This is a genomic window from Metabacillus niabensis, from assembly GCF_020524345.1.
GTDB classification, from domain to species: Bacteria; Bacillota; Bacilli; order Bacillales; family Bacillaceae; genus Metabacillus; species Metabacillus niabensis_B.
The window spans coordinates 71,146-98,099 of record NZ_JAIVLH010000008.1 but is presented as its reverse complement, the minus strand read 5'-3'; the positions used below and the strand labels follow the sequence as shown (position 1 = coordinate 98,099).

Annotated in this window: 25 protein-coding genes, 1 pseudogene and 1 riboswitch; of the genes and pseudogenes, 20 read left to right on the top strand and 6 right to left on the bottom strand. The window is 35.8% G+C overall.

The window, feature by feature from the left end:
- Nucleotides 1-21 precede the first annotated feature (21 nt).
- From LC095_RS10385 to LC095_RS10340, 10 genes are all read left to right on the top strand, one after another.
- A complete protein-coding gene (locus LC095_RS10385; RefSeq protein WP_226528129.1) occupies nucleotides 22-744 on the top strand; it encodes an amino acid ABC transporter permease in 723 nt (240 codons plus the stop codon).
- Nucleotides 741-1,484 (top strand): amino acid ABC transporter ATP-binding protein, encoded by a 744-nt coding sequence (locus tag LC095_RS10380; protein ID WP_226528128.1) that lies wholly within the window; start codon nucleotides 741-743, stop codon nucleotides 1,482-1,484. Before LC095_RS10385 ends, LC095_RS10380 begins: the two co-directional genes overlap by 4 nt.
- Before the next feature lie 133 nt (nucleotides 1,485-1,617).
- Entirely contained in the window at nucleotides 1,618-2,553 is a 936-nt protein-coding gene (gene mmuM / locus LC095_RS10375) for a homocysteine S-methyltransferase (RefSeq protein ID WP_226528127.1), read from the top strand.
- A 297-nt stretch (nucleotides 2,554-2,850) separates the two neighbouring features.
- The gene (locus LC095_RS10370; protein WP_226528126.1) at nucleotides 2,851-3,699 is read left to right on the top strand and encodes a sulfurtransferase; all 849 of its coding nucleotides are present in this window, start codon (nucleotides 2,851-2,853) and stop codon (nucleotides 3,697-3,699) included.
- Between the two features lie 113 nt (nucleotides 3,700-3,812).
- Nucleotides 3,813-4,514, top strand: coding sequence for an AraC family transcriptional regulator (locus tag LC095_RS10365; RefSeq protein WP_226528125.1), 702 nt, complete (start codon nucleotides 3,813-3,815; stop codon nucleotides 4,512-4,514).
- A gap of 217 nt (nucleotides 4,515-4,731) precedes the next feature.
- Nucleotides 4,732-5,064 (top strand): chaperone CsaA, encoded by a 333-nt coding sequence (gene csaA, locus LC095_RS10360; protein WP_226528124.1) that lies wholly within the window; start codon nucleotides 4,732-4,734, stop codon nucleotides 5,062-5,064.
- 215 nt (nucleotides 5,065-5,279) lie between these two features.
- Nucleotides 5,280-5,359, top strand: a riboswitch (glycine riboswitch).
- Between the two features lie 167 nt (nucleotides 5,360-5,526).
- Nucleotides 5,527-6,876 carry an amino acid permease gene (locus LC095_RS10355; protein ID WP_226528123.1) on the top strand — a complete coding sequence of 450 codons (1,350 nt, stop codon included), beginning with the start codon at nucleotides 5,527-5,529 and terminating at the stop codon, nucleotides 6,874-6,876.
- 407 nt (nucleotides 6,877-7,283) lie between these two features.
- The gene (locus LC095_RS10350; protein WP_264196001.1) at nucleotides 7,284-7,826 is read left to right on the top strand and encodes an Ada metal-binding domain-containing protein; all 543 of its coding nucleotides are present in this window, start codon (nucleotides 7,284-7,286) and stop codon (nucleotides 7,824-7,826) included.
- On the top strand, nucleotides 7,823-8,734 hold the full coding sequence (locus tag LC095_RS10345; protein WP_226528121.1) for a DNA-3-methyladenine glycosylase family protein: 912 nt from the start codon (nucleotides 7,823-7,825) through the stop codon (nucleotides 8,732-8,734). The genes LC095_RS10350 and LC095_RS10345 overlap by 4 nt, the downstream gene beginning before the upstream one ends.
- Complete coding sequence (locus LC095_RS10340; protein ID WP_226528120.1) at nucleotides 8,724-9,206, top strand: methylated-DNA--[protein]-cysteine S-methyltransferase; 483 nt, start codon at nucleotides 8,724-8,726, stop codon at nucleotides 9,204-9,206. The genes LC095_RS10345 and LC095_RS10340 overlap by 11 nt, the downstream gene beginning before the upstream one ends.
- A gap of 32 nt (nucleotides 9,207-9,238) precedes the next feature.
- On the opposite strand, the pseudogene LC095_RS27240 reads toward LC095_RS10340, so the two are convergent.
- Nucleotides 9,239-9,385, bottom strand: a pseudogene (locus LC095_RS27240) (AraC family transcriptional regulator); the annotation flags it as partial.
- Between the two features lie 454 nt (nucleotides 9,386-9,839).
- Between LC095_RS27240 and LC095_RS10330 the strand changes: the two are divergent.
- The 3 genes from LC095_RS10330 (at nucleotide 9,840) to LC095_RS10320 (ending at nucleotide 14,024) form a co-directional block, all read left to right on the top strand.
- Nucleotides 9,840-11,216 carry an L-cystine transporter gene (locus LC095_RS10330; protein ID WP_226528118.1) on the top strand — a complete coding sequence of 459 codons (1,377 nt, stop codon included), beginning with the start codon at nucleotides 9,840-9,842 and terminating at the stop codon, nucleotides 11,214-11,216.
- A 170-nt stretch (nucleotides 11,217-11,386) separates the two neighbouring features.
- On the top strand, nucleotides 11,387-12,394 hold the full coding sequence (locus tag LC095_RS10325; protein WP_226528117.1) for a Gfo/Idh/MocA family protein: 1,008 nt from the start codon (nucleotides 11,387-11,389) through the stop codon (nucleotides 12,392-12,394).
- Nucleotides 12,395-12,449: 55 nt separating this feature from the next.
- Nucleotides 12,450-14,024: a histidine kinase N-terminal 7TM domain-containing protein gene (locus tag LC095_RS10320; RefSeq protein ID WP_226528116.1), complete on the top strand. Its 1,575-nt coding sequence runs from the start codon at nucleotides 12,450-12,452 to the stop codon at nucleotides 14,022-14,024.
- A 33-nt stretch (nucleotides 14,025-14,057) separates the two neighbouring features.
- On the opposite strand, the gene LC095_RS10315 is transcribed toward LC095_RS10320, so the two are convergent.
- On the bottom strand, nucleotides 14,058-14,534 hold the full coding sequence (locus tag LC095_RS10315; protein ID WP_226528115.1) for a DUF4188 domain-containing protein: 477 nt from the start codon (nucleotides 14,532-14,534) through the stop codon (nucleotides 14,058-14,060).
- A gap of 3 nt (nucleotides 14,535-14,537) precedes the next feature.
- Nucleotides 14,538-15,095, bottom strand: coding sequence for a PadR family transcriptional regulator (locus tag LC095_RS10310; protein ID WP_226528114.1), 558 nt, complete (start codon nucleotides 15,093-15,095; stop codon nucleotides 14,538-14,540).
- Nucleotides 15,096-15,479: 384 nt separating this feature from the next.
- Here LC095_RS10310 and LC095_RS10305 point away from each other — a divergent pair, with 384 nt between their 5' ends.
- The 4 genes from LC095_RS10305 to LC095_RS10290 all read left to right on the top strand — a co-directional run bounded on the left by LC095_RS10305 (nucleotide 15,480) and on the right by LC095_RS10290 (nucleotide 19,764).
- A complete protein-coding gene (locus LC095_RS10305; protein WP_226528113.1) occupies nucleotides 15,480-17,024 on the top strand; it encodes a malate:quinone oxidoreductase in 1,545 nt (514 codons plus the stop codon).
- A 265-nt stretch (nucleotides 17,025-17,289) separates the two neighbouring features.
- Nucleotides 17,290-18,012 (top strand): ABC transporter ATP-binding protein, encoded by a 723-nt coding sequence (locus LC095_RS10300; RefSeq protein ID WP_226528112.1) that lies wholly within the window; start codon nucleotides 17,290-17,292, stop codon nucleotides 18,010-18,012.
- Nucleotides 18,012-19,076: an ABC transporter permease gene (locus LC095_RS10295; RefSeq protein ID WP_226528111.1), complete on the top strand. Its 1,065-nt coding sequence runs from the start codon at nucleotides 18,012-18,014 to the stop codon at nucleotides 19,074-19,076. Before LC095_RS10300 ends, LC095_RS10295 begins: the two co-directional genes overlap by 1 nt.
- 28 nt (nucleotides 19,077-19,104) lie before the next feature.
- The gene (locus LC095_RS10290) at nucleotides 19,105-19,764 is read left to right on the top strand and encodes a TetR/AcrR family transcriptional regulator (RefSeq protein ID WP_226528110.1); all 660 of its coding nucleotides are present in this window, start codon (nucleotides 19,105-19,107) and stop codon (nucleotides 19,762-19,764) included.
- Nucleotides 19,765-19,811: 47 nt separating this feature from the next.
- On the opposite strand, the gene ahpF is transcribed toward LC095_RS10290, so the two are convergent.
- A complete protein-coding gene (gene ahpF, locus LC095_RS10285; protein ID WP_226528109.1) occupies nucleotides 19,812-21,341 on the bottom strand; it encodes an alkyl hydroperoxide reductase subunit F in 1,530 nt (509 codons plus the stop codon).
- Between the two features lie 15 nt (nucleotides 21,342-21,356).
- On the bottom strand, nucleotides 21,357-21,920 hold the full coding sequence (gene ahpC, locus LC095_RS10280) for an alkyl hydroperoxide reductase subunit C (protein ID WP_026562954.1): 564 nt from the start codon (nucleotides 21,918-21,920) through the stop codon (nucleotides 21,357-21,359).
- A 432-nt stretch (nucleotides 21,921-22,352) separates the two neighbouring features.
- Between ahpC and LC095_RS10275 the strand changes: the two genes are divergently transcribed.
- Complete coding sequence (locus LC095_RS10275) at nucleotides 22,353-23,291, top strand: coiled-coil domain-containing protein 22 (RefSeq protein WP_226528108.1); 939 nt, start codon at nucleotides 22,353-22,355, stop codon at nucleotides 23,289-23,291.
- 305 nt (nucleotides 23,292-23,596) lie between these two features.
- Nucleotides 23,597-23,725, top strand: a complete 129-nt coding sequence (locus LC095_RS26795; protein WP_264195994.1) for a hypothetical protein — start codon at nucleotides 23,597-23,599, stop codon at nucleotides 23,723-23,725.
- 450 nt (nucleotides 23,726-24,175) lie between these two features.
- Here the strand turns inward: LC095_RS26795 and LC095_RS10270 are convergent, their stop codons facing one another.
- Nucleotides 24,176-25,000 (bottom strand): nuclease-related domain-containing protein, encoded by an 825-nt coding sequence (locus tag LC095_RS10270; protein ID WP_319005790.1) that lies wholly within the window; start codon nucleotides 24,998-25,000, stop codon nucleotides 24,176-24,178.
- A 289-nt stretch (nucleotides 25,001-25,289) separates the two neighbouring features.
- On the opposite strand from LC095_RS10270, the gene LC095_RS10265 reads away from it, so the two are divergent.
- Nucleotides 25,290-26,744, top strand: a complete 1,455-nt coding sequence (locus LC095_RS10265; RefSeq protein ID WP_226528107.1) for a phospholipase D family protein — start codon at nucleotides 25,290-25,292, stop codon at nucleotides 26,742-26,744.
- The last annotated feature ends 210 nt before the right edge of the window (nucleotides 26,745-26,954 follow it).

Genomic DNA, 26,954 nt, shown 5'->3' with positions numbered 1-26,954 from the left:
GGTTGGAGAAGGGAATACAAAATGGAAAATTTATTAGATATTGGTTTTTTAATAGAAAGCTTTCCTGCAATTGTTGCAAGATTACCTATTACAATTGGCATTGCGGTAGGCTCAATGATTCTAAGCTTATTTCTTGGACTAGCTACAGCACTTATAAAAATATATCGGGTGCCGGTATTAAAGACAATCTCTTCTTTTTACGTATCTTTTATTAGAGGCACACCTTTGTTGGTGCAAATCTATCTTGTTTTTTATGGAATACCAAAAGTCATTTACTTTCTTCAAACTGAATATGGCTGGCTTCAAAATGTCGATGTAAACATTATTCCACCGGAAATATATGCATTATTAGCCTTTTCTATTAATTTAGGTGCTTATTTATCTGAAACAATAAGGTCAGCGATAGAATCTGTTGATCGAGGTCAGTTTGAGGCGGCAAAAGCGATAGGGATGAGTCCAACACAAATGATGCTGAAAATTATTTTTCCGCAGGCTTTAGCAGTAGCCATACCTAATCTGGGAAACATGTTTATTAGTACAATTAAGGACACTTCTCTTGTCTTTATTATTGGTGTTATTGATATTATGGGACAAGCCAAAATTATGGGCTCTCGCGGACTGGCCTTTTTTGAAGTCTATATAGCGGTGTCGATTATTTATTGGATTCTATGTATCATCGTAGAGAGATTACTTACTTTAGTAGAGAAGCGTGCCCGGAGATATGAAAGAGGGGTTATCTCATGATTAAAGTAGAGAATATTCATAAATATTTTGGTCAACAGCATGTGTTAAAAGGGATTGATTTTTCCGTTAATAAAGGGGAGGTTGTCTCTATTCTTGGACCAAGTGGTTCGGGGAAATCAACATTACTGCGTTGTCTCAATTTCTTGGAACATCCTACTAGTGGAATCGTTGAAATTAACGGGAAAAGAATAGACGTTGAATCAGCAGGTAAGACAGATGTTCAATCTTTAAGAACATCAACAGGAATGGTCTTTCAACAGTATAACCTATTTAAAAATTTAACCGTGTTACAAAATGTAATGATTGGCTTAACAAGTGTTAAGCGTGTGAATCCCGCGGAAGCAAAGAAGGTAAGCACAGATATCCTTGAAAAAGTGGGTCTTCAAGATAGGTTACATCATTATCCTGCTCAGCTTTCCGGTGGGCAGCAACAACGGGTTGGTATTGCTCGAGCACTGGCCCTTAATCCAGAGGTTTTATTATTTGATGAACCGACTTCATCTCTAGATCCAGAGTTAGTTGATGAAGTTTTAACAGTTATTAAAGATGTGGCAAAGGAAGGAAATACAATGTTGATTGTTACCCACGAGCTGAATTTTGCGCGTGAAATTTCCGACCGAATTATCTTTATGGAGAATGGAATGATTCTTGAAGAAGGAACAGCAGAACAAATTTTCACCAATCCAAGTGTTGAAAGAACAAAGAAATTTTTAAGTAAAGTATTAAAGAAACAAGAGTAAGATTTTCTAGTACTATCAGAAAGTATATAAATTTTATGGATGATAGTATAAGAAAAACTAAGGCTTTCACCATAAGGGCTTGGCGACAAGCAAAGTTTTTTTAATTTCTTTGCTTTAGGAAGAGGGATATGAGATGAATCCAATAGAAAAGATCCTGAGTAACTTTCCAATTATGATTATCGATGGAGCAATGGCTACAGAGCTCGAGAATCATGGGTGTAATCTAAATGACCGTTTATGGTCAGCAAAAATATTGATGGAAAATCCACATCTCATTAAGAAGGTTCATACAGATTATTTCAATGCGGGTGCGGATTGTGCCATAACAGCTAGCTATCAAGCCACAATTGGAGGATATAAGGAAAGAGGATTGACTGAGGAAGAGGCAGTCGATCTAATTAAAAAATCTGTTCAAATTGCCACCGAGGCACGTGATGAGTTTTGGACAGAGAGTAAAAATCAGTATAATCGCCCTAAGCCATTAGTGGCTGCTTCTGTAGGTCCGTACGGTGCTTTTCTTGCTGATGGCTCCGAATATAGTGGCGATTATCTATTAAGTGAAGACGAATTAGTTGTTTTTCATAGAGAACGAATAAAAATATTAGTAGAGGCTGGTGCTGATATTCTAGCATGTGAAACCATTCCATGTTTTATAGAGGCAAAAGCAATAATTAGGGTATTAAGGGAATTCCCGGAAGTTTACGCTTGGATCAGTTTTAGTGCTAAAGACGAAGTTCATATTAGTAACGGAGACAAAATTGCAGATTGTGCGAAATGGATAGAACAGGAGAATCAAGTAGCAGCGATTGGTATTAATTGTTCATCGCCAAAACTAATTGAATCACTAATTAGGGAAATTAAAGATCAAACCTCCAAACCAATCATAGTTTATCCAAATTCAGGAGAAGAATATGATGCTACGAGTAAACAATGGAAGGAAATAGCACCTACTAAACAATTTGCTACTAGCACTCAGCGCTGGTATGAAGCAGGTGCAAAGATAATAGGAGGTTGCTGTAGGACGAAGCCGGAAGATATAAGAGCTCTTAGTGCTTGGGCGCGTAAATAGTCATAGACAAGAATCCTGGCACTATTGCCAGGACTTTTTTTATTAACAGGTAGAAAAGGGATAAAACCTTGTACTTATTTTGAGTGTCTTGCTCCAGTCCCTAGCCCTCGAGGTCATAAGCCAAATTAGAATTGAAGGCAAAGAACGCCTTCCATCCTATAAATCGTCTTATGCTTGTCGGGGCTGACCAAGGCGCTTGTTTTTCTTAATGTAATCTTTTTCTGAGTTCGGTAAAGGATTTTTTCCATATCAAGAGAATTATCAGTTAGTAGACTGAATTGATGGGGGTCGATTACGATGAAGTTTGTAGTTAATAAGGAATGGCTTAATGACCAATTACATAACGGGCAGGTTAAAATTGTGGATTGCCGGTTTGAGTTGGGAAATCCGTTGAAAGGAGAAAAGCTTTATCAAGAGAACCATATCCCTGGAGCGGTTTATTTTGATTTAGAAAAACAGTTATCTGCTCCTGTTGCAAAGCATGGTGGAAGGCATCCGCTTCCTGATATCGATCAGTTTAAACTCGATATCGAGAAAGCGGGCATTGATCACACAAAAGCAGTTGTTGCCTATGATGGTGGGGAGGGGCAATATGCATCACGTTTTTGGTGGTTGCTTACCTTTATAGGACATGAAGATGTGTATGTGTTAAATGAAGGCTTTAAAGGCTGGGTAGAAGCCGGATATACAACGACAAAGGATATACCAGAGTCTGAATTAACTACTTTTGATGTACATATTCAAAAGGAGATGTTGGCTACTTATGAGGATGTAAAGGAAGTTGTTCAGCAACAGAAAAAGTCTCCAGTATTAATTGATTCAAGAGAGGAACAACGCTATTTAGGGGAAGTAGAACCAATTGATCGACTAGCGGGTCATATCCCGGGTGCTATTCATAAATTTTGGTCAGAAGGGTTGGAAAAAGGTGCTTATAAAAATACTGAAGAACAGAAAAGGAGATTTTCTGAATTAAATCAGGAGGAACCTATAATCGTTTATTGTGGTTCAGGCGTGACCGCTACTCCTAATTACATCGCTTTAAAATTAGGCGGTTATAAAAATGTAAAATTATATGCTGGGAGCTATAGTGATTGGGTCTCATATGATGAGAACCCCGTAAAAATAGGGAAAGAAAGTAGAGAGTAGGCAATCAAAAATTCTGATAAAATAACTACTCCACGCTACTCCCTTTTTATTCTTTATTACAGCTTTGTTTAAAATTATAATAGATACTAAACAAAGCTTAAGGAGGCAGGTAAATGGAAAGTGTTAACCAAATAACGTGTGAAAAAAGGTCTTATTCTAGGGAATATAAATCTCATCAACATGAGTTTGGTCAATTTCTTTTTCCATTACAAGGCTCCTTAGACATACAGACTGAGTGGCAAGAGATAAATCTCAACCCGGATTACTGTTTATATCTTCCCCCGAGATTTGGTCATAACTTTCGATCGGTAGATAGGAATGAATTTTTAATCCTAGACATTCCGATACAATATTTACCAGATGATACAAGCAGTATGTATTTACAGGTAGATAAACAGTGGGCTTCAATCCGCTATTTACTATTGGAAGAAGCAAAATGCCAGCAAGATATCTCCTCTTTAGTAGATCTAACCCGATATGTCACTAGCAAACTTCATATCTCTAGGCCTGCTTCAATTGAATATATTCATAAGCATTATAAGGAGACAATAAAATTAGAAACTTTAGCAAAAATAGAGCATTACCATCCAATATATTATTCGGCATGGTTTAAGAAAAAGACTGGAAAAAGCTTAAAAGTATATATATCTGAACTTCGTCTGAAAGAGGCTAAACATTTATTAAATTCTACAGGATGGTCGATGTCAAAGATTAGTGAGGAGTTAGGTTTTGAGAATTCTTCCTCTTTTTCAAGATGGTTTGTAAATGCTGAAGGCATATCTCCACAAAAATATAGAATCCTTCATTCAGGATAAAAAGGTTATTAAACTTGGTAAAGAAAATTTCAAGGCAATTTTCTATGATAAGTTTATATATTCTTTTTATCCTTTTTTATACGGTGATAATTAAGAGCCTTCATCTTGATGCCTAGAGAACAGAATAATAATTGAATCTTCCAAGAGTTCTGGTAGCAGCAAAAAACACAGAGTAGCTTAAGAAGGAAATAAAATTGTAAAAGGTGGTTAAAGCATTATGGCAAATCTTGAAGACTTTTTAAAACTGGATATTCGTGTTGGTACAATCATAAGTGCAAAACCTTTTCCTGAAGCAAAAAAACCTGCAATAAAACTGGAAATTGATTTTGGAGAGGAGATTGGAATAAAGCAATCTTCCGCTCAAATTACACATAGATATAATCCTGAACAACTTTGCGGACGGCAAGTGGTAGGAGTAGTTAATTTCCCACCAATGCGAATTGCAGGATTTAAATCTGAGGTACTGGTACTAGGAGGGGTTCCGGAAGAAGGAGATGTAGTTCTTTTAAAACCAGATGAATTCGTTAGGAATGGAGCAAGAATTTCATAATACAGTCCTGTTTAATCTAAAAAAGTGATTGAAACAAATGGTGAACAGCTATAGTAACTTGTTTCATTTAGATGGAAAATGGAGGCTTTTTGAGCCTCTATTTTTATTTTTTATTGACAAGGCATATGAAGAAGATTACAATTATAAATTATTTGAAAATAATTTTATGTTAAAACTATAATTGAGCTATGATCGCTATGGATGAAACTATAGCAGGAGCAGCTTCTGGAGAGACTGCGGCATTCCGCAGCGCCGAAGGATTCATAATCTCAGGCAAAAGGACAGAAGAGTATAAAATACCTATTTGTTAAACTAATCATGTTACTAGTACAACAAATACTATTTAATATTCTTATGACCAGGAGATTTGGATGATATCCAATCTCTTTTTTTGATGGATTATGTTTATGCTGCTCATTGTGTCACACAAGAGATTGTGGCAAATTTTAAGGAGGAGTAGATTTGGCACAACAAGAATTAAAGAGAGATTTAGCCAACCGACATGTTCAATTAATTGCCATTGGAGGCACTATTGGTACCGGATTATTCTTAGGATCCGGTAAAGCAATCCAACTGGCAGGTCCATCTATTATCTTTGCTTATTTAACGGTGGGTATTGCTGTATTTTTTATTATGAGAGCACTGGGAGAACTTTTGTTATCTAAAGCTGGTTATCAATCGTTTACAGATATTGCCCAAGACTATCTTGGACCTAGAATAGCGTTCGTGACTGGTTGGACATATTGGTTTTGTTGGATTATGATCGCAATGGCAGATATTATTGCTGTTGGTGTATATGTGCAGTATTGGTTTGATATACCACAATGGGTTCCTGCCATTATCTGTTTGATTATTTTATTAGGTTTCAATCTATTAACGGTTAAGCTTTTTGGAGAATTAGAGTTTTGGTTTGCTTTAATAAAGGTCATTACAATTCTTTTATTAATTGGTGTTGGGATTATTTTACTTGTGATAGGTTTTAAGACCGATGCAGGGACGGTTACAATCAGAAATCTATGGGAACACGGTGGGATCTTTCCAAATGGTATTTCAGGTTTCTTACTTTCCTTTCAAATGGTTTTATTTGCTTTTGTTGGTGTAGAGTTAGTGGGTGTATCAGCAGCGGAAACAGCCAATCCAAGAAAAAATATTCCATCGGCTATTAATAAGATTCCTTTAAGAATACTATTTTTCTACATTGGCTCCATTATTGTTCTATTATGCATTAACCCATGGACCGAATTGAATGCGGAGGAAAGTCCATTTGTAAAAACATTTAGCTTAATTGGAATTCCAATTGCTGCCGGTATTATTAATTTTGTTGTGTTAACGTCAGCTGCTTCTGCCTGCAACAGCGGGATGTTTTCGACAAGCAGGATTCTATATAATTTAAGCAGGAGTGAACAGGCGCCATCTAACTTAGCAAAACTAAATAAAAACCATGTTCCTGGTAACGCATTGTTCATATCCACACTTGTCGTATCAGTGGGAGCACTTTTGAGCAAACTTATTCCAGCACAAGCCTTTGGAATTGTATCAACGATAAGTGCTATTTGTTTTATTTGGGTTTGGGGTGTAATTATTGTTTGTCATCTAAAGTATAAAAAAACATGTCCGCAATTACATGCTGAGTCAACGTTTAAAGCACCGTTTACGCCGTTTGTTAATTATGTCGTTCTAACGTTGTTTGCTATGATTCTTATTATTATGTTGTTTGCAAATGAAACACGTTCTGCATTGTTGCTGACACCGTTATGGTTTATATTAATATTTATGATGTATTCATACAGAACAAAAAGGAAGGAAAAGTAAAGTTCCTTCATCTGCTATAAGCTGATAATGATCAAAAGGGCCCCTTTCGATGAAAGGTGCTCTTTTGATTTCTCTTTTTTATACTTTAATTTTACAAGGGATTAAAGTATAAAAAAGACATCGACTTTCGCTATTTGTGTGGTAGTATATCGTGTTTTTCTAATATGGACCATAAGAGCAAGAATGAGGACGAAATGAAAATAGCTTACCTGTTAAAATGGGTCCAACAACGATGGAATTCTTGTGATGTGTTCTATTTTTTTATTAAATAATACCCGTCATAAGTTTAAAGAATTACGTGTTAAACTATGGGAGATAAGAACAAGAGTATAGGATACTTTAAGAGAAACTAAACGAGGAAGGATGGAGAGTAAGTGGTAGCCAGTGTAAAGCTTTCTTTTGAAGAAATGTGGGAGAAAATTATTGACTGTGACAGTAAGTATGATGGGCTCTTTTTTACGGCAGTGAAAACAACCAAAATCTACTGCCGTCCTTCCTGTAGATCAAAGAAGCCCAAGAAAATAAATGTGGAATTCTTTTATGATATCAAGGAAGTTGAAAAGGCTGGCTATCGTGCTTGCAAAAGATGTCAGCCAGAGTCTGAACATTCACCGAATATTGAACTCGTCAGAAAGGTCATTGCTTTCTTAGTAAATCAATATAACCACAAGCTTGAATTACAGGATGTTGCGAAACATGTAGGTGTAAGTACCTTTTATCTTGAGCGGCTATTTAAAAAGGAAACTTTAGAAACTCCTCGTACCTATTTAGAAAAGATACGAGTTGATAAAGCGACATATCTTTTAAAAAATACAAATCGAACAAATCTTGAGATTTGCTATGAGGTTGGATTTCAAAGTCCCTCAAATTTTTATAAAGTATTTCGTCGGTTGAAAAATTGTTCTCCAAGTGAATATCGAATCCTGATAAGAAAAGAGAAGCAGCAATGAGTTGGAGTGATCAAGGTTCATTTATTGAAATTTACCCACCTTTGAAATTCAATTTTAAAGAGTGTTTAGTGTTTTTAGGAAGGTCTGTACATGAAGTATTACATCAAATAAGAGATGGCTATGTATATAAACTGATAAAAATAGATGGAGAATTGGTTCTATTAAAAATAGGGAAAACCTCACATTCAATTCGAATAGAATTCCCAATTAGTAGCCCAACTCTAAGTGTCCGTGAAAAAGCTGCAGCCTATATATGGGAATGGTTTGATTTGAATACAGAGTTGGAGAATTTTTACGAAATTGCTGATAAAGATAAGGTCTTACAGAAAATTTCTAGTAAGTATCATGGTTTACGGATTATATGTATTCCAGATTTATTTGAGGCTTTGACTTGGGCTATTATAGGACAACAAATCAATTTAACCTTTGCTTATATATTAAAGAGACGTTTTGTTGAACACTATGGAGAATGCGTTACTTTCGAAGGAACGACATTCTGGTCATTTCCAGAGTGTGAAACAATAGCTAATCTAAATATAGAGGATTTAAGAAAGCTTCAGTTTACTTCGAGGAAGGCAGAATATATTATTGGTGTTGCTAAATCGATGGCAAGTGGTCAAGTAACCAAAGAAGCTTTACTCAAGCAACAGAACTATCAGCAGGTAAAGGAATCTTTGGTGGCAATTAAAGGTGTTGGAGCTTGGACAGCAGATTATGTGATGATGAAATGCTTACATCATTCCTCTGCATTTCCGAAGGCAGATGTAGGTCTTCATAATGCATTAAAGCTTCAATTGGGACTTGAGCGTAAACCGACAATTTTGGAAATCGAAGAGTTGTCATTAAATTGGAGAGGTTGGCAAGCGTATGCTACCTTTTATTTATGGAGGTCCTTATATGAGGAGTAGATTGCATAAATTAGATTATAAGTCACCGATAGGTATTCTAGAAATAGTTGGAACAGAAGAAGCTATCTGTTCAATCATGTTTTCTAACCGGGAAGAAATAGTGAATTTCAATAATGTAGAAACGCCAAAGAGTTTAAAGCATTGCTTCAATGAACTTAATGAGTATTTTCAAGGTAAGCGGTGTGAATTTACCTTCCCCTATTTATATGAGGGAACAGATTTTCAAAAAACAGTATGGAACGCACTAAAAGAAATCCCTTATGCTAAAACAGGAACTTATAAAGATATTGCGGTTTCGATTGGCAATGAAAAAGCAATCAGAGCTGTCGGAAGTGCAAATGGCAAAAATAAGTTAAGTATCGTGATTCCATGTCACAGAATTATTGGTTCAAATGGAAAATTAACAGGGTATGCAGGCGGGCTATGGAGAAAAGAATGGCTGCTTCAGCATGAAAGGACTTTTAGTAGGTAGTTACAAAAGAAACACTGGTATCTATAGCTAGATTAAAGAGTAAGCATAGAAAGCAATTCCATCCTTACTCTCTCTTCACGATAAGCAGATGGAGAGATACCATAGTAGTTTTTGAATGATCTTGAAAATGAATATACATCTGAATAGTAAAGGGATAAAGCAATTTCTGTCATACTATTTGTATGATCTTCTAAAAATTAATGCAGCTTTTTCCATTACATTTCATTGGATATAGTTGGTTGGACTTATCCCTTTTTTTTTGTGAAAACATTTTAAAAATGAGTTCGATTAATACCCACGTATTTTGCTACATCAATGACAGAGATTCCTTCACTATAATATAATACATATCAATAAAATCCTAGCCGCTTTTGATCCAATCTTTTTCAATCGTAGGTTTCGATTTATTTTTCTTGCTTGTTTCTTCATACAGATTATCAAATAGCTCATAAATAAGGCTGAGTTTTTTAAATTTACTCTTCCCGAAGAATATTTATAAAGGCAATCGGGTAATGAAGGAAGGATAACTCGAATAAATTCTTTATTATGTGCCAATCTCAGTATTTCCTACTTTACATATAGGAATTATGGTGATAAGATCTCTATTGTTATATTAAAAAAGGAAGTGAAGAAATGTATATATTCGTTATTTTAAATATTATTATCATGTTATTACTTATTTTTGGTTTATATACTATGCAGAAAAAGCATCTCTCTTTTTCGAAAAGAGTATTTACAGGTCTGGGGTTAGGTGTCCTGTTTGGTTTGGGACTACAGTTTGCCTATGGGATGGAATCGGAAGCTGTTTTAACATCGATTGATTGGTTCAATATAGTTGGAAGCGGGTATGTTAGCTTCTTAAAAATGATTGTCATGCCTTTGGTTTTCATATCTATTCTTTCTGCTTTTACAAAATTAAAGATGGAAAACAATCTTGGAAAAGTTAGCGGATGGATCTTGGGAACATTAGTTGGTACAACAGCTATTGCTGCTGCTGTAGGAATTGCTTCAGCCATACTCTTCAATTTGGAAGCTGTACAAATTGATCAAGGAGAAGCAGAACTAGGCAGAGCAGCTCAATTAGAGGAGCAAGTTGTTTCTGTTCAAGATATGACGATACCTCAACAAATTGTTTCATTAATTCCTACTAATCCATTCTTGGATTTAACAGGAGCAAATCCAACATCAACTATATCTGTCGTTATTTTTGCTGCTATTCTCGGTATTGCCTTTTTAGGAATAAGACGTAAGGAACCGGTATATGCTGAAAAATTTGCAGATATTGTAGAGACTTTTTATAAATTGATAATGCGCGTTGTCACCTTAATTTTAAGGCTAACTCCTTATGGCGTCTTGGCATTAATGACAAAAGTAACAGCAACAAGTGATTACCAAGCAATCTGGAAGCTGGGTAAATTTGTTTTGGCATCTTATGCTGCCTTAATTGTTATGTTTATTATTCATTTACTTATTTTAGCAATAGCGGGTTTAAATCCTGTGACTTATGTGAAGAAGGCTTTTCCAGTACTTGCATTTGCATTCACTTCAAGAACAAGTGCCGGAGCATTACCTTTAAATATAAAAGCACAAACGAAGGACTTGGGAGTACCTGAAGGCGTAGCTAATTTTGCGGGATCCTTCGGCTTATCAATTGGGCAAAATGGTTGTGCCGGTATTTACCCGGCCATGTTAGCCGTTATGATTGCTCCTACGGTAGGAATAGATCCATTAACCCCTTCATTCCTGTTAACACTAGTTGCCGTTGTAGCAATTAGCTCATTTGGTGTTGCTGGAGTAGGAGGCGGTGCTACATTTGCTGCTTTGCTTGTTCTTTCAGCATTGAATTTACCAGTTGGTTTAGCTGGTCTTCTTATATCTGTTGAGCCGCTAATTGATATGGGACGTACAGCACTAAATGTTAGCGGAAGTATGACAGCTGGTGTTATTACGAGTAAGGCAACAAAAGATTTGGATACCAATGTCTACAATAGTTCTTCTCAATCGGCATAATGATAAAAGGAAACTTCCCAATTAAGTAGGTTTGGGAAGTTTTTTTTGCTATAGGAAAATATATAGTAGAAGGGGTGGCAAGCATATGCTACCTTTACTTATGGACGACCTTATATGGACAGATCGTTATAAGAATAAAATACGTGCTGAGTAAAGAGGAGGCCATTTTTATGAAATTAGAAAAAGTTCGCTGGGGCATGATTGGATGCGGGAATGTAACGGAAGTAAAAAGTGGACCGGCATTCCAAAAAATAAAAAATTCGGAATTGGTAGCTGTTATGCGAAGAACTGGGAAACTGGCAGAGGACTATGCAAAAAGACACCATGTTTCCAACTGGTACGATGATGCTGACGCACTAATCAATGATCCGAATGTTGACGCAGTTTATATTGCAACACCACCGGGTTCTCATAAGGAGTATACCCTGAAAGCTGCAAAGGCAGGTAAACCTGTATATGTAGAAAAGCCGATGGCACTCAATTGGGCTGAATGCAATGACATGATTGTTGCCTGTAAAGCAGCGCGTGTACCTTTATATGTTGCTTACTACCGTAGGGCACAGCCCCGATTTATTAAAATAAAAGAGGTATTGGAAAGTAACATAATTGGAGATATTCGTTTTGTATCAACGACACAGTATCAAAGAGCAAGGGAAGATGTGATGAACCCGGAAAATCTCCCGTGGAGGGTTCAGCCTGAGTTGTCCGGAGGGGGATTGTTTTTTGATTTAGCCAGCCATACACTTGATATTTTAGATTTTTTACTTGGTCCTATAAAGGAAGCAAATGGTATTGCTTCTAATCAAGCAGGCTTATATCGAGCAGAAGACATCGTGACAGGAACCTATCAGTTTGAGTCAGGGATCCATGGAATTGGAAGTTGGTGTTTTTCAGCTTTTGAAAATGTGGATGTGAATGAAATCATTGGCAGTAAAGGAAAGATTACCTTTTCCACCTTCGGCGATGATCCAGTTGTTTTAACTACCGCTGATGGAAAAAAAGAATGGAGTTTTGAGCGACCTCAACATGTCCACCAACCTCTTCTTGAAACAATTGTTGATGAATTAACTGGAGGTAACAATCGATGTCCAAGTACCGGTGTAACTGGTGCGAGAACAAACTGGGTTATGGGTGAGTTAGTTAAAGGTCAAAAAAATATAACAACAAATAATTTTTAACAAGGCATATGCTACATTTAGTGTAAACATTGTTATCCAAAAGAGGTATCATATCGTGAATTCTCAACTGACAGCTTATATTACACTTATTTGCACATCAGGCGTACTGAATTTGTATTTATGCTCATCGGTTTTTTTAAGACGTCATCAATATTCAAATATTGCTCGTGTTTTTATTTACTATATGATTGCAATTACCATTTATTGCTTTGCTTCTGCATTCAGTTTAATAGCAACAAATCTTGAGCAAGTAAAGTTTTGGACAATTATTTTATATATCGGAATGCCGTTTTCACCACTACTGGGATTGCTGTTTATTATGAAATATTTAGGAATAAAAACAACGCCTAGTAGGATTATGATCCTTTTTACTATACCGGTTATTAGCCTTATTATGGTAGCTACAAATGATCTCCATCATCTCCATTATAGAGTGTTTGAGGTTGATCCAATCTTAGGTGCCCCTTTTATTCATCAGGAGATAGGAATATGGTATGTTGTGCATGGTATTTTTACATTTTCCTGTATGTTTGTTGCGTTTTTGCTGCTTCTTTCCCGTTGGAAAGAAACGGAAAAGATATATCGCCCGCAATTAACTGCGTTAATGTTCGGACAATTAGTACCGATGCTGACTGCTTTTATCTATTTAATTGGATTAACACCTCCAGGAGTTGATCCAGTACCAATGGTTTTATGGCTATCCTCACTTTTATATTTGTGGTCGATTAATACCTCACGTTTGTTTACTCTTACACCTATTGCCAAGACTACTATATTCAATAGTATCAATGATGGGGTGATTGTGTTGGATGAATTCTATCGATTAATTGAATTTAACCAATCATGTAAAAGTATGTTTCCTACTATCCATACATCCATGCTCGGAATGGAGTTTGAAAAGGTTTGGCTTCAATTATCAGGAAGCCCATTTCCTACTAAAATAGAGGGAACTTCTACCTTTACCCAGGAAATACACCTAGCTTCTGATCGAATTTATCAGGTAAGACGTTCCTCATTACAGTATGCAAAGCATGAAAAGGGTTTATTAATTATTTTTACTGATATAACAGAGCTTAAAAGATTACAAGTTAAATTAGAGCAATTAGCTTATTATGATGAGCTTACCCAAATTTACAACCGCCGGGCATTTTTTCAAAAAAGTGAGCAGGAATTTGCTGATGCAAAGAAGAGATCAATACCATTTACAATGATATTGATTGATATTGATTATTTTAAAAAAGTGAACGATACGTATGGACATCATATTGGAGATCAATTGCTAAAGCATGTCGTAAAAGCTTGCCAAACTCAGTTAAACGAGGATGCGTTATTTGCTCGTTATGGCGGAGAGGAATTTGTTCTTGGCTTAAATGGCTGTACAGCTATAGAGGGAGAAGAGATAGCGAATAAGTTACGTAGATATGTAGAAACACAGCCTCTAAGAAGCGATGAGGGCGATATATATGTTACGTTAAGCAGTGGTGTAGCCGAAGCATCAGTAGAGAGAGAGGAAACACTATATCAGCTTTTAAATCATGCTGATAAAGCATTATACAGAGCAAAAGGCGAAGGACGTAATCAAGTGAATGTCTTCAACGGTGAAAAGGGAGAAATGATAAAAGCACCTTAACAAACTGATTTAAGGTGCTTATTATAAATTCAACTATTCTAACTTGAGGCGTTTGCGGGCTGATTCATGCTTAGTTTCAACTGGAATATGCTTTAACGCTTTACCTAACCCATAATAGGGCATATTTCCATAGAAAGATTCATAATTCCCCTTTTTTACCTGATAGGTTTCGTGGTAAATTCCAACTGCACGATTCGCTCCAACCCTTTGATTAAAATTCTTCCATGCAGTTAAATGTTTTTCAAATTTCGCATAAGCAAGCAGATCATCTAATGAACGCCAGTATTGAATCATGACGGTCGTTCTTAAACCAAAATAGCTTTCCATTGATAAAAAGCCAAGGTCTTCTTTGTTTGTATAAAGCTCCTTAATCATTCCCGGCATTGCTTGAAAGACTGGTAACCACTTGTGTACTGCGAGTCGATTATTTACCCTCATTCCAATAATAAAGACAACAATATCCTCTTCATTTACAGTCGTAAAACGTCCAGTAAAAAGTTTTTTGGCCAAGTTTTAATCCTCCTTAATTGAAACATACTTTTGAAGAGTACACTCACACCATTCGATTGCAGCTTTCGTTATTCTTTTTCCATAATCTAAAGTGAATAACCAATACATAGAATTTTTATCGTGATGTTGATGCTGTAAAATAGCTTGCTCAATTGATTCATAGGTTTGGTACCGGTGATGTAATCCTTGTTTGTAATGTTGAAGGAGAGAGATCGTTTGTTCATGTGATTGATAGTGTCCAAAAAACAGCTTTAATAAAAGTTCATTTCTTTCAACAGGTAGTTGGTCGATTGGTTCCTCTAACCATTTTTTTAATGTTTCTACTCCTTTTGGAGTCAGTTTGTATTCATTTCGGTCTGGCTTACCTGCAGAAGAAGATGATTGAACTTCAGCTAATCCTTCTTGAACAATAAATTTCAGTGTTGGGTAAATTTGACCATAACTAACTTTCCAAAAGTGATTTAAGCTCTCATCAATAAATTGTTTAATGGAATAACCTGAATTGCATTCTGTTGTTAAAATTCCTAAAATTGCGTATGTTGTATTGTTATAATTTTTCATTATTTTCTCACCTATCAAGAAGATATATATCATTTAGATATATAATACCTTATGTGGAAAATATATGCAATAACTTTATGGAAGCTGGGTTTTGTTTTTTACTTAAAGGAGTTCATCCTTTTTTGGAAGCGTTAAATAGTTTATAATAATCAGATAATGGTAGAAATTTTAATCAAAAAATAGATAAATTAGTAGTATAATTATAGGTAAGACAGAAAAGGATTTTTCTAAAGGTGTTCCTTGCTTTCTGTAACTTCTAAGCAGGATCTCCTCCTTATGTACGATCACAACGCAGTAAATTTTACAGTTGGTAGTATCAGACGAGATTAAGGCTTGGCAATAAGCCGGGTTTTCTTACAAATATAGGGGATAAGGAAGGTTATAATGGGCAGCATACAGAAAAAAACAGACGTAATCTTAATTGGTGCCGGTATGATGAGTGCGACCTTGGGGACACTTTTGAAAGAATTAATACCGGATTGGGAAATAACTGTATTCGAAAAGCTTTCAAAAGCAGGAGAGGAAAGCTCCAATGAATGGAATAATGCAGGAACAGGGCATGCAGCACTTTGTGAGCTTAATTACACGGTTGAAAAGCCGGATGGTTCTGTAGATATAAGTAAAGCAATAAATATTAATGAACAGTTTCAGGTTTCAATGCAATTTTGGTCTTATCTTGTCAAAAGCAAGCTGATTCAAAATCCAGAGGATTTTATCATGTCATTGCCACATATGAGTTTAGTTCAAGGAGAACAAAATGTATCGTTTTTAAAAAGGCGATTTGAAGCGCTATCAAAAAACCCGCTTTTTCAAGGGATGGAATTTTCCGATGATCCAAAAAAACTAATGGAATGGATACCGCTAATTATGCAAGACCGTTCCACAGATGAACCTATAGCCGCAACCAAAATTGACTCGGGGACGGATGTCAACTTTGGTGCATTAACACGCATGTTATTTGACCACTTAGAGAGAAAAAATGTTGATATAAACTATAAACATAGTGTTCAAGATATCAAACGAACAAGTGAAGGATTATGGGAACTGAAAGTGCAGAATCTGGATAGCGGTATTGTTGAGTATCATACTGCAAAATTTGTCTTTATTGGAGGCGGAGGAGGCAGCCTGCACTTACTGCAAAAAACAGGAATTCCTGAAGGCAAGCATATTGGAGGATTTCCGGTGAGTGGCCTATTTATGGTATGTAATAATCCTGATGTTGTCGCACAGCACCATGCAAAGGTATACGGGAAAGCTAAGGTTGGTGCGCCGCCAATGTCTGTGCCCCATCTCGACACTCGATTTATTGACAATAAAAAGTCGCTACTATTTGGACCATTTGCAGGCTTTACACCAAAGTTCCTGAAAAATGGATCCATGTTTGACTTAATCACATCTGTTAAACCAGATAATCTTTTAACCATGTTAGCAGCAGGTGCAAAAAACATGTCATTAACAAAGTATCTGATTCAGCAAGTGATGTTATCAAAAGAGCAGCGAATGGAAGAATTACGCGAATTTATTCCAAATGCCAAAAGTGAAGACTGGGATTTAGTTGTAGCCGGACAACGTGTACAGGTAATCAAAGATACTGAAGCAGGAGGCAAAGGAACACTGCAATTTGGTACAGAAGTTGTTAGTGCATCAGACGGCTCAATTGCAGCACTACTCGGAGCATCTCCAGGTGCCTCAACTGCCGTTCACGTCATGCTTGAAGTTCTTACAAAATGCTTCCCTGAACATATCAATGAATGGGAACCAAAAATCAAACAAATGATTCCATCTTACGGCAAATCCCTACTAGAAAATCCGGCACTTCTCCACCAAGTCCACACTTCAACAGCTCAGACTCTTGGTCTGTCTGGAAAAGTATTGGAACGAGGGGACAGGAACCTTGTCCCAGTAACAACTAGCAATATAGTGAATTAAGTAAAATGAAAAATCGGGACAGCTAACCTGTCCCGATTTTATTTATCCTTGTATGCTAATAACAAGCATAATATACTTTTAAACAAAAAAGTCGCTTTCCAATAAAGGTAAGCGATTTTTATCGTTAAAAGACAAATTCATTCCAGAAATTATTATAAATATGCTATGTAAAAAAGTGAGTAAACACTCATTTTATTATTGACAGGACAAAAATGATCGTGTTATAAAAAGTGAGTAATTACTCATTTATTTGTAGGAGGTTAACATGAAGGAAACTATCTCAATTCAGAAGGTAAGTAAACGTTTTGGAAATAAGGTCGTACTAAATGATATTGATTTAAGTATTAAAGAAGGATCCATCTACGGTTTTATTGGTCCTTCAGGTGCAGGAAAAACAACCTTAGTAAAAATGATTGTAGGGATGGATAAACCAGATCGTGGGGCTATTCATGTTCTTAATGAGAAAGTACCTAATTTGAGGCTGCTGCAAGAAATTGGGTATATGGCTCAATCAGATGCACTCTATGCAGAATTGACAGGTAAAGAAAACCTCGTATTTTTTGCTTCCCTTTATAAGTTAAATAAAGCTGAAATAAAGGAGCGAATGACTTACACGGCTAATTTAGTTAACCTCACAGAACATCTTTCCAAAAAAGTTTTGGCATATTCAGGTGGAATGAAACGGCGATTATCTCTTGCCATCGCATTAATTCAAGATCCTCAAATACTTATCTTAGATGAACCAACCGTTGGGATTGATCCTGAGCTGAGATTTAGTATTTGGAAGGAGCTCATCCGATTAAAGGAGCAAGAAGGGAAAACGATTATTGTCACTACGCATGTTATGGATGAAGCGGAAAGATGTGATTACATTGCAATGGTTAGAGATGGGGCGATCATCACTAGTGGGACACCACAAAAACTAAAAGAGCAATACAAGGCAAGCAATTTTGATGAAGTATTCTTAAACGCAGGGAGGAAAAAATGATGAGAATAACTGCATTAGTTAGACGAATATTTCAGCAAATGCTTAGAGATAAACGAACTTTAGCGCTTTTATTTATAGCCCCTTTACTTATCTTAACTCTCATGTACCTAGTATTTAATGGAGAAAATATAGACCCGATATTAGGTGTAGAGAATGCTAGTGACCAATTAATTGAGCAGTTTGAAGAGGCAAATATTTTAGTAGAGGAATTCGAAAAAACGTCTAATATAGAAGAAGTAATCGCAGAACAAGATTTAGATGGGTATTTAAAAGTAGAAGATGATGAATGGAAATTGACGTTATTAAATAGTGACCCTAATTTAGCACAAGGCTTGCAAATGAAAATAAAACAGATAACGAATAAACAGTTATTATCACAATCGATGATGAAAAGTAATATGAAGCTAGAGATGCCTTCAGAAGATCCGTTAGAAATTGAATATGTATATGGAGATAGCGACACAGAATTTTTTGATGTGCTTAGTCCTATTCTAATCGGCTTTTTTGTCTTCTTTTTTGTGTTTTTAATCTCCGGTATCGGATTATTAAAAGAACGAACAACAGGTACTTTAGAAAGATTAATGGCAACACCTATTAGGAGAGGGGAAATTATAACGGCTTACTTAATCGGCTTTGGAGTATTTGCTATTCTTCAAACGGTTGTGATTGTTTTTTATTCTATAAATGTATTAGATATGGTTCTTGTCGGTTCAATTTGGAATGTCATTTTAATTAATTTACTCCTTGCTTTAGTTGCATTATCCTTAGGGATTCTTCTATCATCGTTCGCATCGTCAGAATTTCAAATGGTTCAGTTTATACCTGTAGCAGTAGTACCACAGATTTTCTTTTCAGGAATTATACCATTGGAAGGGATGGCCAATTGGTTGCAAGCCATCGCAAAGATCATGCCATTGTATTATGCAGCAGATGCCTTGAAGGGTGTTATGTATAAGGGTTTAGGATTTGCAGGTATACGTGGAGACCTCTACGCCTTAGCTGCTTTTGCCATAATCTTTATCATCTTGAATTTATTTGCTCTGAAAAAGTACCGTAAGCTATAATAGTGGGTAATGAAGGGGCGTGTGGTAAGTGTCTGAAAGTAAGTTGTTGGATGCATTAATTGCTCAAGCAAAATTATCGAAGAAGCAAACGGAAAAACAACAGAAAATTGTCGAAGCAGCCATTACTATTTTTGCTGAAAAAGGTTATGCCAATACATCTACTAGTGAAATCGCCAAAGCTGCTGGAGTCGCAGAAGGAACAATTTTTAGACATTATGGAACAAAAGATAATTTATTACTTTCTGTGATTCTTCCTTTTTTTAAAGAATCCTTTCCGATCATGGCAGAGGAAGTGTTTAATGAAATTATGTCTTCGAATGTTCATACATTTGAGGAATTCCTTAAAGCCTTTCTAAAAAACAGAATCAATTTCTTTTTCGAAAATAAAGAGATTGCTAAGGTTGTTATAAAGGAAATTTTATATAATGAAGAATTAAAAAGTAATTTATTGCCCCTTTTATCAGAGAACTTTATCATACGTGTAAATAAAGCTTTGGATATATTTAAAGACCGTGGTGAATTTGTAGATATACCAACAGACCGTATCGTAAAAATGGTGTTAACATTTATTGCGGGGTTTTTAGCTTCCCGCTTAGTATTATTAAATGATTATTCTATTACTGAAGAAGAAATCGAAGATGCAGTTCGTTTTGTGATGGATGGTATTAGAAATAAAGAACAATCATAAAGCCGCTTTACATGCATGATGTAAGAGCGGCTTTCACTTTAACGAGCTTAGTTTCTAATAAGGTAATCAAAAGCACCTAATGCTGCGGTAGCTCCAGATCCCATTGAAATGATAATTTGGTTATATGCACTGTCCGTACAATCACCTGCAGCGAATAAACCAGGTACAGTTGTAGCACCATGTTTATCGACAATGATTTCACCCATACGGTTACGTTCCACAATACCTTCTAACCAATCAGTGTTTGGAACAAGCCCGATTTGAACAAAGACACCTTGTAGTTCAACATGTCCTTCTTCACCTGTTTCACGATCAATGTACGTAATACCGTTCACACTGTCTGTGCCTGTAATTTCTTTCGTTTGCACATTCTTTAGAACAGTTACATTTGGAAGGCTGTATAAACGTTTTTGTAGGACATCATCAGCTTTTAGTTCAGGCATGAATTCAAGAACAGTAACATGGTTTACAATTCCTGCAAGGTCAATTGCTGCCTCAATACCTGAGTTTCCGCCACCAATAACAGCAACATCTCTACCTTCAAATAAAGGACCATCACAGTGAGGGCAGTAAGCAACACCTTTGTTTTTGAATTCCTGTTCACCAGGTACACCAACATTACGCCAGCGAGCACCTGTAGAAACTATTACACTTTTACTTTTTAATACAGCGCCGTTCTCAAGCTCAAGTTCAAAAAGATCTTTCTTTTCAATTCCTTTAGCACGTTGTAAATTCATGACATCGATGCCGTATTCCTTAACATGTTCTTCAAGACTTGCTACAAGCTTAGGACCTTCAGTGCTTTTTACGCTGATGAAGTTCTCAATGCTCATTGTGTCTAGAACTTGACCGCCAAAGCGTTCAGCAACGATACCTGTACGGATCCCTTTACGTGCTGCGTAAATAGCTGCACTTGAACCAGCAGGACCGCCACCAACAACTAAAACATCATAAGGCTCTTTGTTCTCAAACTCTGATGCATCAGGTGCAGTACCGATTTTAGCAAGGATTTCTTCCAGTGTCATACGGCCGCCACCTAAAAATTCTGCATTTAAGTAAACAGCAGGTACAGACATCACATTTTTGTATTCAACTTCCTCTTTAAAGGCAGCACCATCAATCATCGTATGTGTGATATTAGGGTTTAATACACTCATGATATTAAGAGCCTGTACAACATCAGGACAGTTGTGACAGCTTAAACTTACATATGTTTCAAAGTGATGTTCACCACTAATACCCTTAATTTGATCAATTACACTTTGATCAATTTTTGGAGGTCTACCACTAACTTGCAAGAGAGCTAAAACTAGTGAAGTAAATTCGTGACCAAGAGGAATACCGGCAAATGTAACTCCTGTCTCTTCACCAACACGATTTACACTAAAGCTAGGTGTTCTGGTTAATTCTGCTTTCTCAACTGTAATTTTTGAGGACATGGAAGCTAGCTCATTCACTAGCTCCATCATGTCAGTTGATATTTTATCATTACCAGCACTAACCTTTAATACGATATTACCTTCAAGTAATTGAAGGTATTGCTCTAATTGAGCTTTAATTTCTGCATCAAGCACCATTTATTATGACACTCCTTAAAGTTTTCCAACAAGGTCAAGGCTTGGCTTAAGTGTTTCAGAACCTTCTTCCCATTTAGCTGGGCAAACTTCACCTGGATTGTTGCGAACATATTGAGCCGCTTTAACTTTGTTAATAAGTGTGCTTGCATCACGACCGATGCCTCCAGCGTTAATTTCAACAGTTTGGATAACGCCATCTGGATCAATGATGAAAGTACCACGGTCAGCAAGACCTTCTTCTTCATTTAACACTTCAAAGTTACGAGAAACCACTTGAGATGGATCACCGATCATTGCATATTTGATTTTACCGATTTTTTCTGAGCTATCGTGCCAACCTTTATGTGTGAAGTGAGTATCAGTAGAAACAGAGTAAACTTCAACTCCAAGAGCTTTTAAGTTTTCATATTCGTTTTGTAAATCTTCAAGCTCAGTTGGGCATACGAAAGTGAAATCTGCTGGATAGAAGCAGAATACGCTCCATTGACCTTTTAGGCTTTCGTTTGTTACATCGATGAATTCACCATCTTTGAATGCTTTTGCTGCGAAAGGTTTTACTTCAGTACCAATTAATGACATGTTAATATTCCTCCTAAATGTGTTTGAACAACTATTAAATACTTTCAATAATTGTTCTAATTTTATATAAATTATCAAATAGAATTTGCTTTTAGTCAAGTGAAACGATTATATCTTTTTAATAAAAAATAATGTAAGTGTTTTCTTTGTTATATTGCAAGAGGTATCATAATTCAAATTGTAAATAGTAGAAGAGTATATCCTTAGTTAAGCCTTGGAATTCACTTGTATTTCTCACTCTAAATGAGAAAACAGTTGTCATCCTTGAAATCGTGTTATCAACGAAATTTAAATGACCGATAAGGATTTGTAACATCACTAGAATTCCCAAAATCAAATAACTTAAACAAGGATTGCTACTATAATTGAAGGTGAAACTTTTTCCAAAGTATTTCGTAAAATAGACAAAAGGAAAAAAGTAGGAGGAATAAGATGTTTTCAGAGATAAATAATAAGTTAATTGAGATAAAAGGAGATTTACGTAAAAAACAAAAATTTGAAGCTCAAATAGAGGATTTCCAAAAAGAATATAAAGTGGTTGAGGAGAGAATTGCCCAGCTGCAAATTGTCTACAAATCAGAAGAAAAAGATGTTACTCAGCTTGAAAAAATGACTCTGAAATATTTTTTTGCTTTATTATCCGGAACAAAGGATGAAAAACTTTCAAGGGAAAAGCAGGAACTGATTGCTGCTAAGCATAAACTGGAAGAAGCAAACAAAACAAAATCGGAAATAAATAAGGCTATTCTTGATCTGAAAACTAAATTACATATGTTAGACAACATAGAATCTAGATACAAGCAACTTCTTTCTGAGAAAGAGAAAATGATTAAAGCAAGTCATTCCCCTCATGCAGATAAAATGTTTGAACTGAGTGAACAAGAGGGGATTCTTACAGCCTATATACGAGAGTTAGAAGAAGCTATAGTTGCTGGAAAACGCGTAAAACATGATCTTTCGGAAGCTAAAACTTCTTTAGAAAAAGCAAGTAACTGGGGAACATTTGATATGTTCGGCGGTGGGTCAATCTCTAGTTTTGTAAAACACCAACACCTGGATGAAGCTGAAGCCAACATCCATAAAGCTCAAACAAGTATGCGGTATTTTCAAAAAGAACTACTAGACATACAAGAAGAAGCACATCTCGAAATTGATATCTCAGGCATGCTTAAATTTGCCGATTTCTTTTTTGATGGCTTCCTCGTAGATATGATGGTTCAAGGAAAGATTAACGACTCTTTAGAACAAACAAAAAGCCAACTCACAAAGGTTAGTGAAATTTTATCGAATTTAACGAAACAGTTTGAGGCGAGAAAAGGTGAGGTAAAAACTATTCGTCACGAAAGAATGGAGTTAATTGAGAGTTTGTAGGGCTGTGGGATTCAATAATCTTTGGAACAGAAGTTTAAGGAACAGCAATCTTGTATGGATAAGATTGCTGTTTTTTTTGGATAAAAAAATTTTCATCGTGGTTATGTGGAATAAAAGAGTGAGTAATATTCAGGGGAAGTCTTTCGTAGTGAAGAAAGACAAAAGGGAGAGCGAAAAGCAGGGGAATGTCTTTCATAGTAGTGATGAAAGACAGAAGAGAGCAAAATAAGGGGAAATGTCTTTCATAGTGGTGATGAAAGACAAAAGGGAGAGCGAAAAGCAGGGGAATGTCTTTCATAGTGGTGATGAAAGACAAAGAAGAGAGCAAAATAAGGGGAATGTCTTACATAGTAGTGATGAAAGACAAAAGGGAGAGCGAAAAGCAGGGGAATGTCTTTCATAGTGGTGATGAAAGACAAAGAAGAGCAAAATAAGGGGAAATGTCTTTCATAGTGGTGATGAAAGACAAAGAAGAGAGCAAAATAAGGGGAAATGTCTTTCATAGTGGTGATGAAAGACAAAGAAGAGAGCAAAATAAGGGGAAATGTCTTTCATAGTGGTGATGAAAGACAAAAGGGAGAGCGAAAAGCAGGGGAATGTCTTTCATAGTAGTGATGAAAGACAAAAGGGAGAGCGAAATAAGGTGAAAAGTCTTTCATAGTAGTGATGAAGGACAATAGGGAGAGCGAAATCAAAGGAAAGAGTCTATCAAAGTAAAGTAAAGAGAAAGAATCAGTAAAATTCAAAAGAAAAGTCCCTCACTGTTAATGAAGGACAAAATTTTTAAAATACTATAGTAAGTTACTCATAAAAAGACCATTGTTGATTTCCTCTTATTTGTAGGTTTCCTCTTAGTACCCTATAAATTCTCTTTTTGGAATCTATTATTTTGCACCAATCGTGTATAACATTTGTTGTAATTTTCTTATCAGGAAAAAGAACCCTAAATTCATCCAAACATCGTATAATGGCAGTTGCAACAGTTTCTTCCTGCCCACATTCTTTGCACAAACAAGTTCTTCCGCTAATAGAAGAGAAAATGAGTTACAAGATATACATGTTATTCCTTTTCTTAATTGGTTATATTCATAGGCAGGTAAGAGAGTAAAAGGAGAGTCATTAATATGAAGTGATAGCAACTTATCAGCTAGCTTCAAATGCTTTTGGTCTAATTTTAAAGAGGTAAATTTATTGAGTTTCTTAAAGTATTGATTAAGTTGAGATGGATAAATAAACGGTTTGTTAAGAGGTGCTTGATATAAGGTGAATTCGGGATGAATGAAGACAACTGAGGCTTCTACAGATAGATGAAATCCCAGACTCTGAAGTAACTGACGTAACAGTGATTCAGTTCTATTTAGTTGAGTTAGTGGATTATTAACTTCTGATTTGGGTTGTTTATAAAGTCTATCAGAGTCGTAACAAAAATTTCCTTGATAGTTCTTTACCTCATAAATATAAATCATCTCAGGAAAAATAAGTAGGGAATCGATTTGGAACAAGGTGTTGTTGAAATTAAGAAGTAAATCATTTAGAATATAACATTCGGATTTTAGCTTTTCTAAATACTCATCAAATAGTGTTTCCCCCTCATATCCTTTTAGGAGATTTAAATAATGGAGTTTACTTTTGTCTGTTAAACTCATTCGCTTGTCTAAATATTCAAGAGCCAGTAATTCAAGTGATTTTCTTCGATTTTTGTAGATCATACTTCATTCACTTCCTTTCCTGTTATTTTGTTTCAAATCTATTATAGTAAGGATTATGTGAATTTTTCTAGTTATAAATCAAAACAATTCTAGAATATGATTCCTTCAACGGTTAACACATTAGTAGGATAAATCAATGTGAAGAACTTCACATTAAGGTTGTATAGTTCCATAATTTCATATGTTCATTATCATTAATTTCGTTCCACGTGAAACATTTTAGATAGCACAGGATTTCCCACCCTCAAAAAAGGGTATATAAAGAGAAAAAACTAAATGAGGGAATCAAATGAAGAAGAAGAAAAAATGGATAATTAGTGCCATTATAATCATAATTTTATCAGCAACCATGTTTTATCACAGAGTGAAGCCCCTTCCATCAGGACTTTCCTATCAAAGTCAGGTCCATACAATATCAGATCAAGATATTGATTTTTTATATGACCTCACGTATCAAAAGGATGGGGAAGAAGTGTATGATCACTCTATTTTTGACGAGGTATTTAAAACAATTCAGGAGGCGGAGCATTTTCTAATACTCGATCTTTTCTTAGTTAATGGGTATACAGATGGCAAACGTTCGTATCCAAAGCTAAGTGAAAGATTAACGAAATCGATTGAAAAACAAAAAGAGAAGTACCCTGATTTAAAGGTAGTTTTTATTACCGATCAAATTAATACTACATATGGATCTCACGAGGCCAAGCAAATCGATCCATTGGAGGATCTTGGTGTGGAAGTTGTTTATACGAACTTGGACCGATTACGGGATCCTAATCTTTTATATTCTGGATTTTGGAGAGCGACAATTAAGTGGTTTGGACAGGATGGAAACGGTTGGCTCCCAAATCCAATGGAAAAGTCTGCACCAGAAGTGACAGCACGTTCTTATTTGAAATTATTGAATATTAAAGCAAACCATAGAAAAGTGGTCATCACCGAAGATGCCGGTTTGATTTTATCTGCGAATCCACATGATGCCAGCGGGTTTCATTCCAATATAGGATTTAGAGTAAAAGGAGCTATCCTAAAAGATATGGTGAGAGCTGAAAAAGCAATAGCTGCATTTTCAGGTGGGGACTTAAACGCATTTCCTTCAAAGGTTGAGTTAAATGAGCAAATTACACCTTCTTCATTAGAAAAAGGATTATCATTGCATGCTCAAATTCTTACAGAAAGAAAGGTTCAAACCCATGTTGTAAATGCGTTGAATAAAGCTAAAAAAGAAGATAAGGTTTGGATCGGCATGTTTTATTTGGCTGATAGAGATATTATTAAAGGTATTGAGGATGCTGCAAAACGAGGAGTTACAATCAACATTGTATTAGATCCAAATCAAAATGCTTTTGGACAAGAAAAAATCGGTTTGCCGAACCTGCCTATTGCAGCAGAACTTCAAAATCTTGATTATGAAAATATTACCATTCGTTGGTATGCTACTAACAAAGAGCAATATCATTCAAAACTGATTTATATAAAAGGTCAACAGGAGTCAGTTGTCATAGGTGGTTCAAGCAATTTTACATCGCGAAATCTCGATGATTATAATCTAGAAGAAGGAATGAAAATCATAGCACCGACAGAAAGTAAGCTCATAGAGTCAGTTGATCACTATTTCAATCGAATTTGGAGCAATGAAGATGGTATTTATACAGTAGATTATGAGAAATATCAGGATCAGTTACCAGTGTTTAAATACATCATGTATATAGTTCAAAAAGTATTCCAGATGACTACTTATTAAGTTACTAGCGGTAACCGAGAGGCTTCACCATTTTTAACAGGAACAATTTAATGGGCAGGCATGTAGTATGTAATGATTATTTCATAAACCCGGTAATGGAAATTGTTGAACAGGCCTGCCAAAATCAGGTTTAATAGAGTTATATCTAGCAAAATTAATACATAATATATTTTATTGTGCATTTGCTGATGGTATTTTCCATGTGAGATC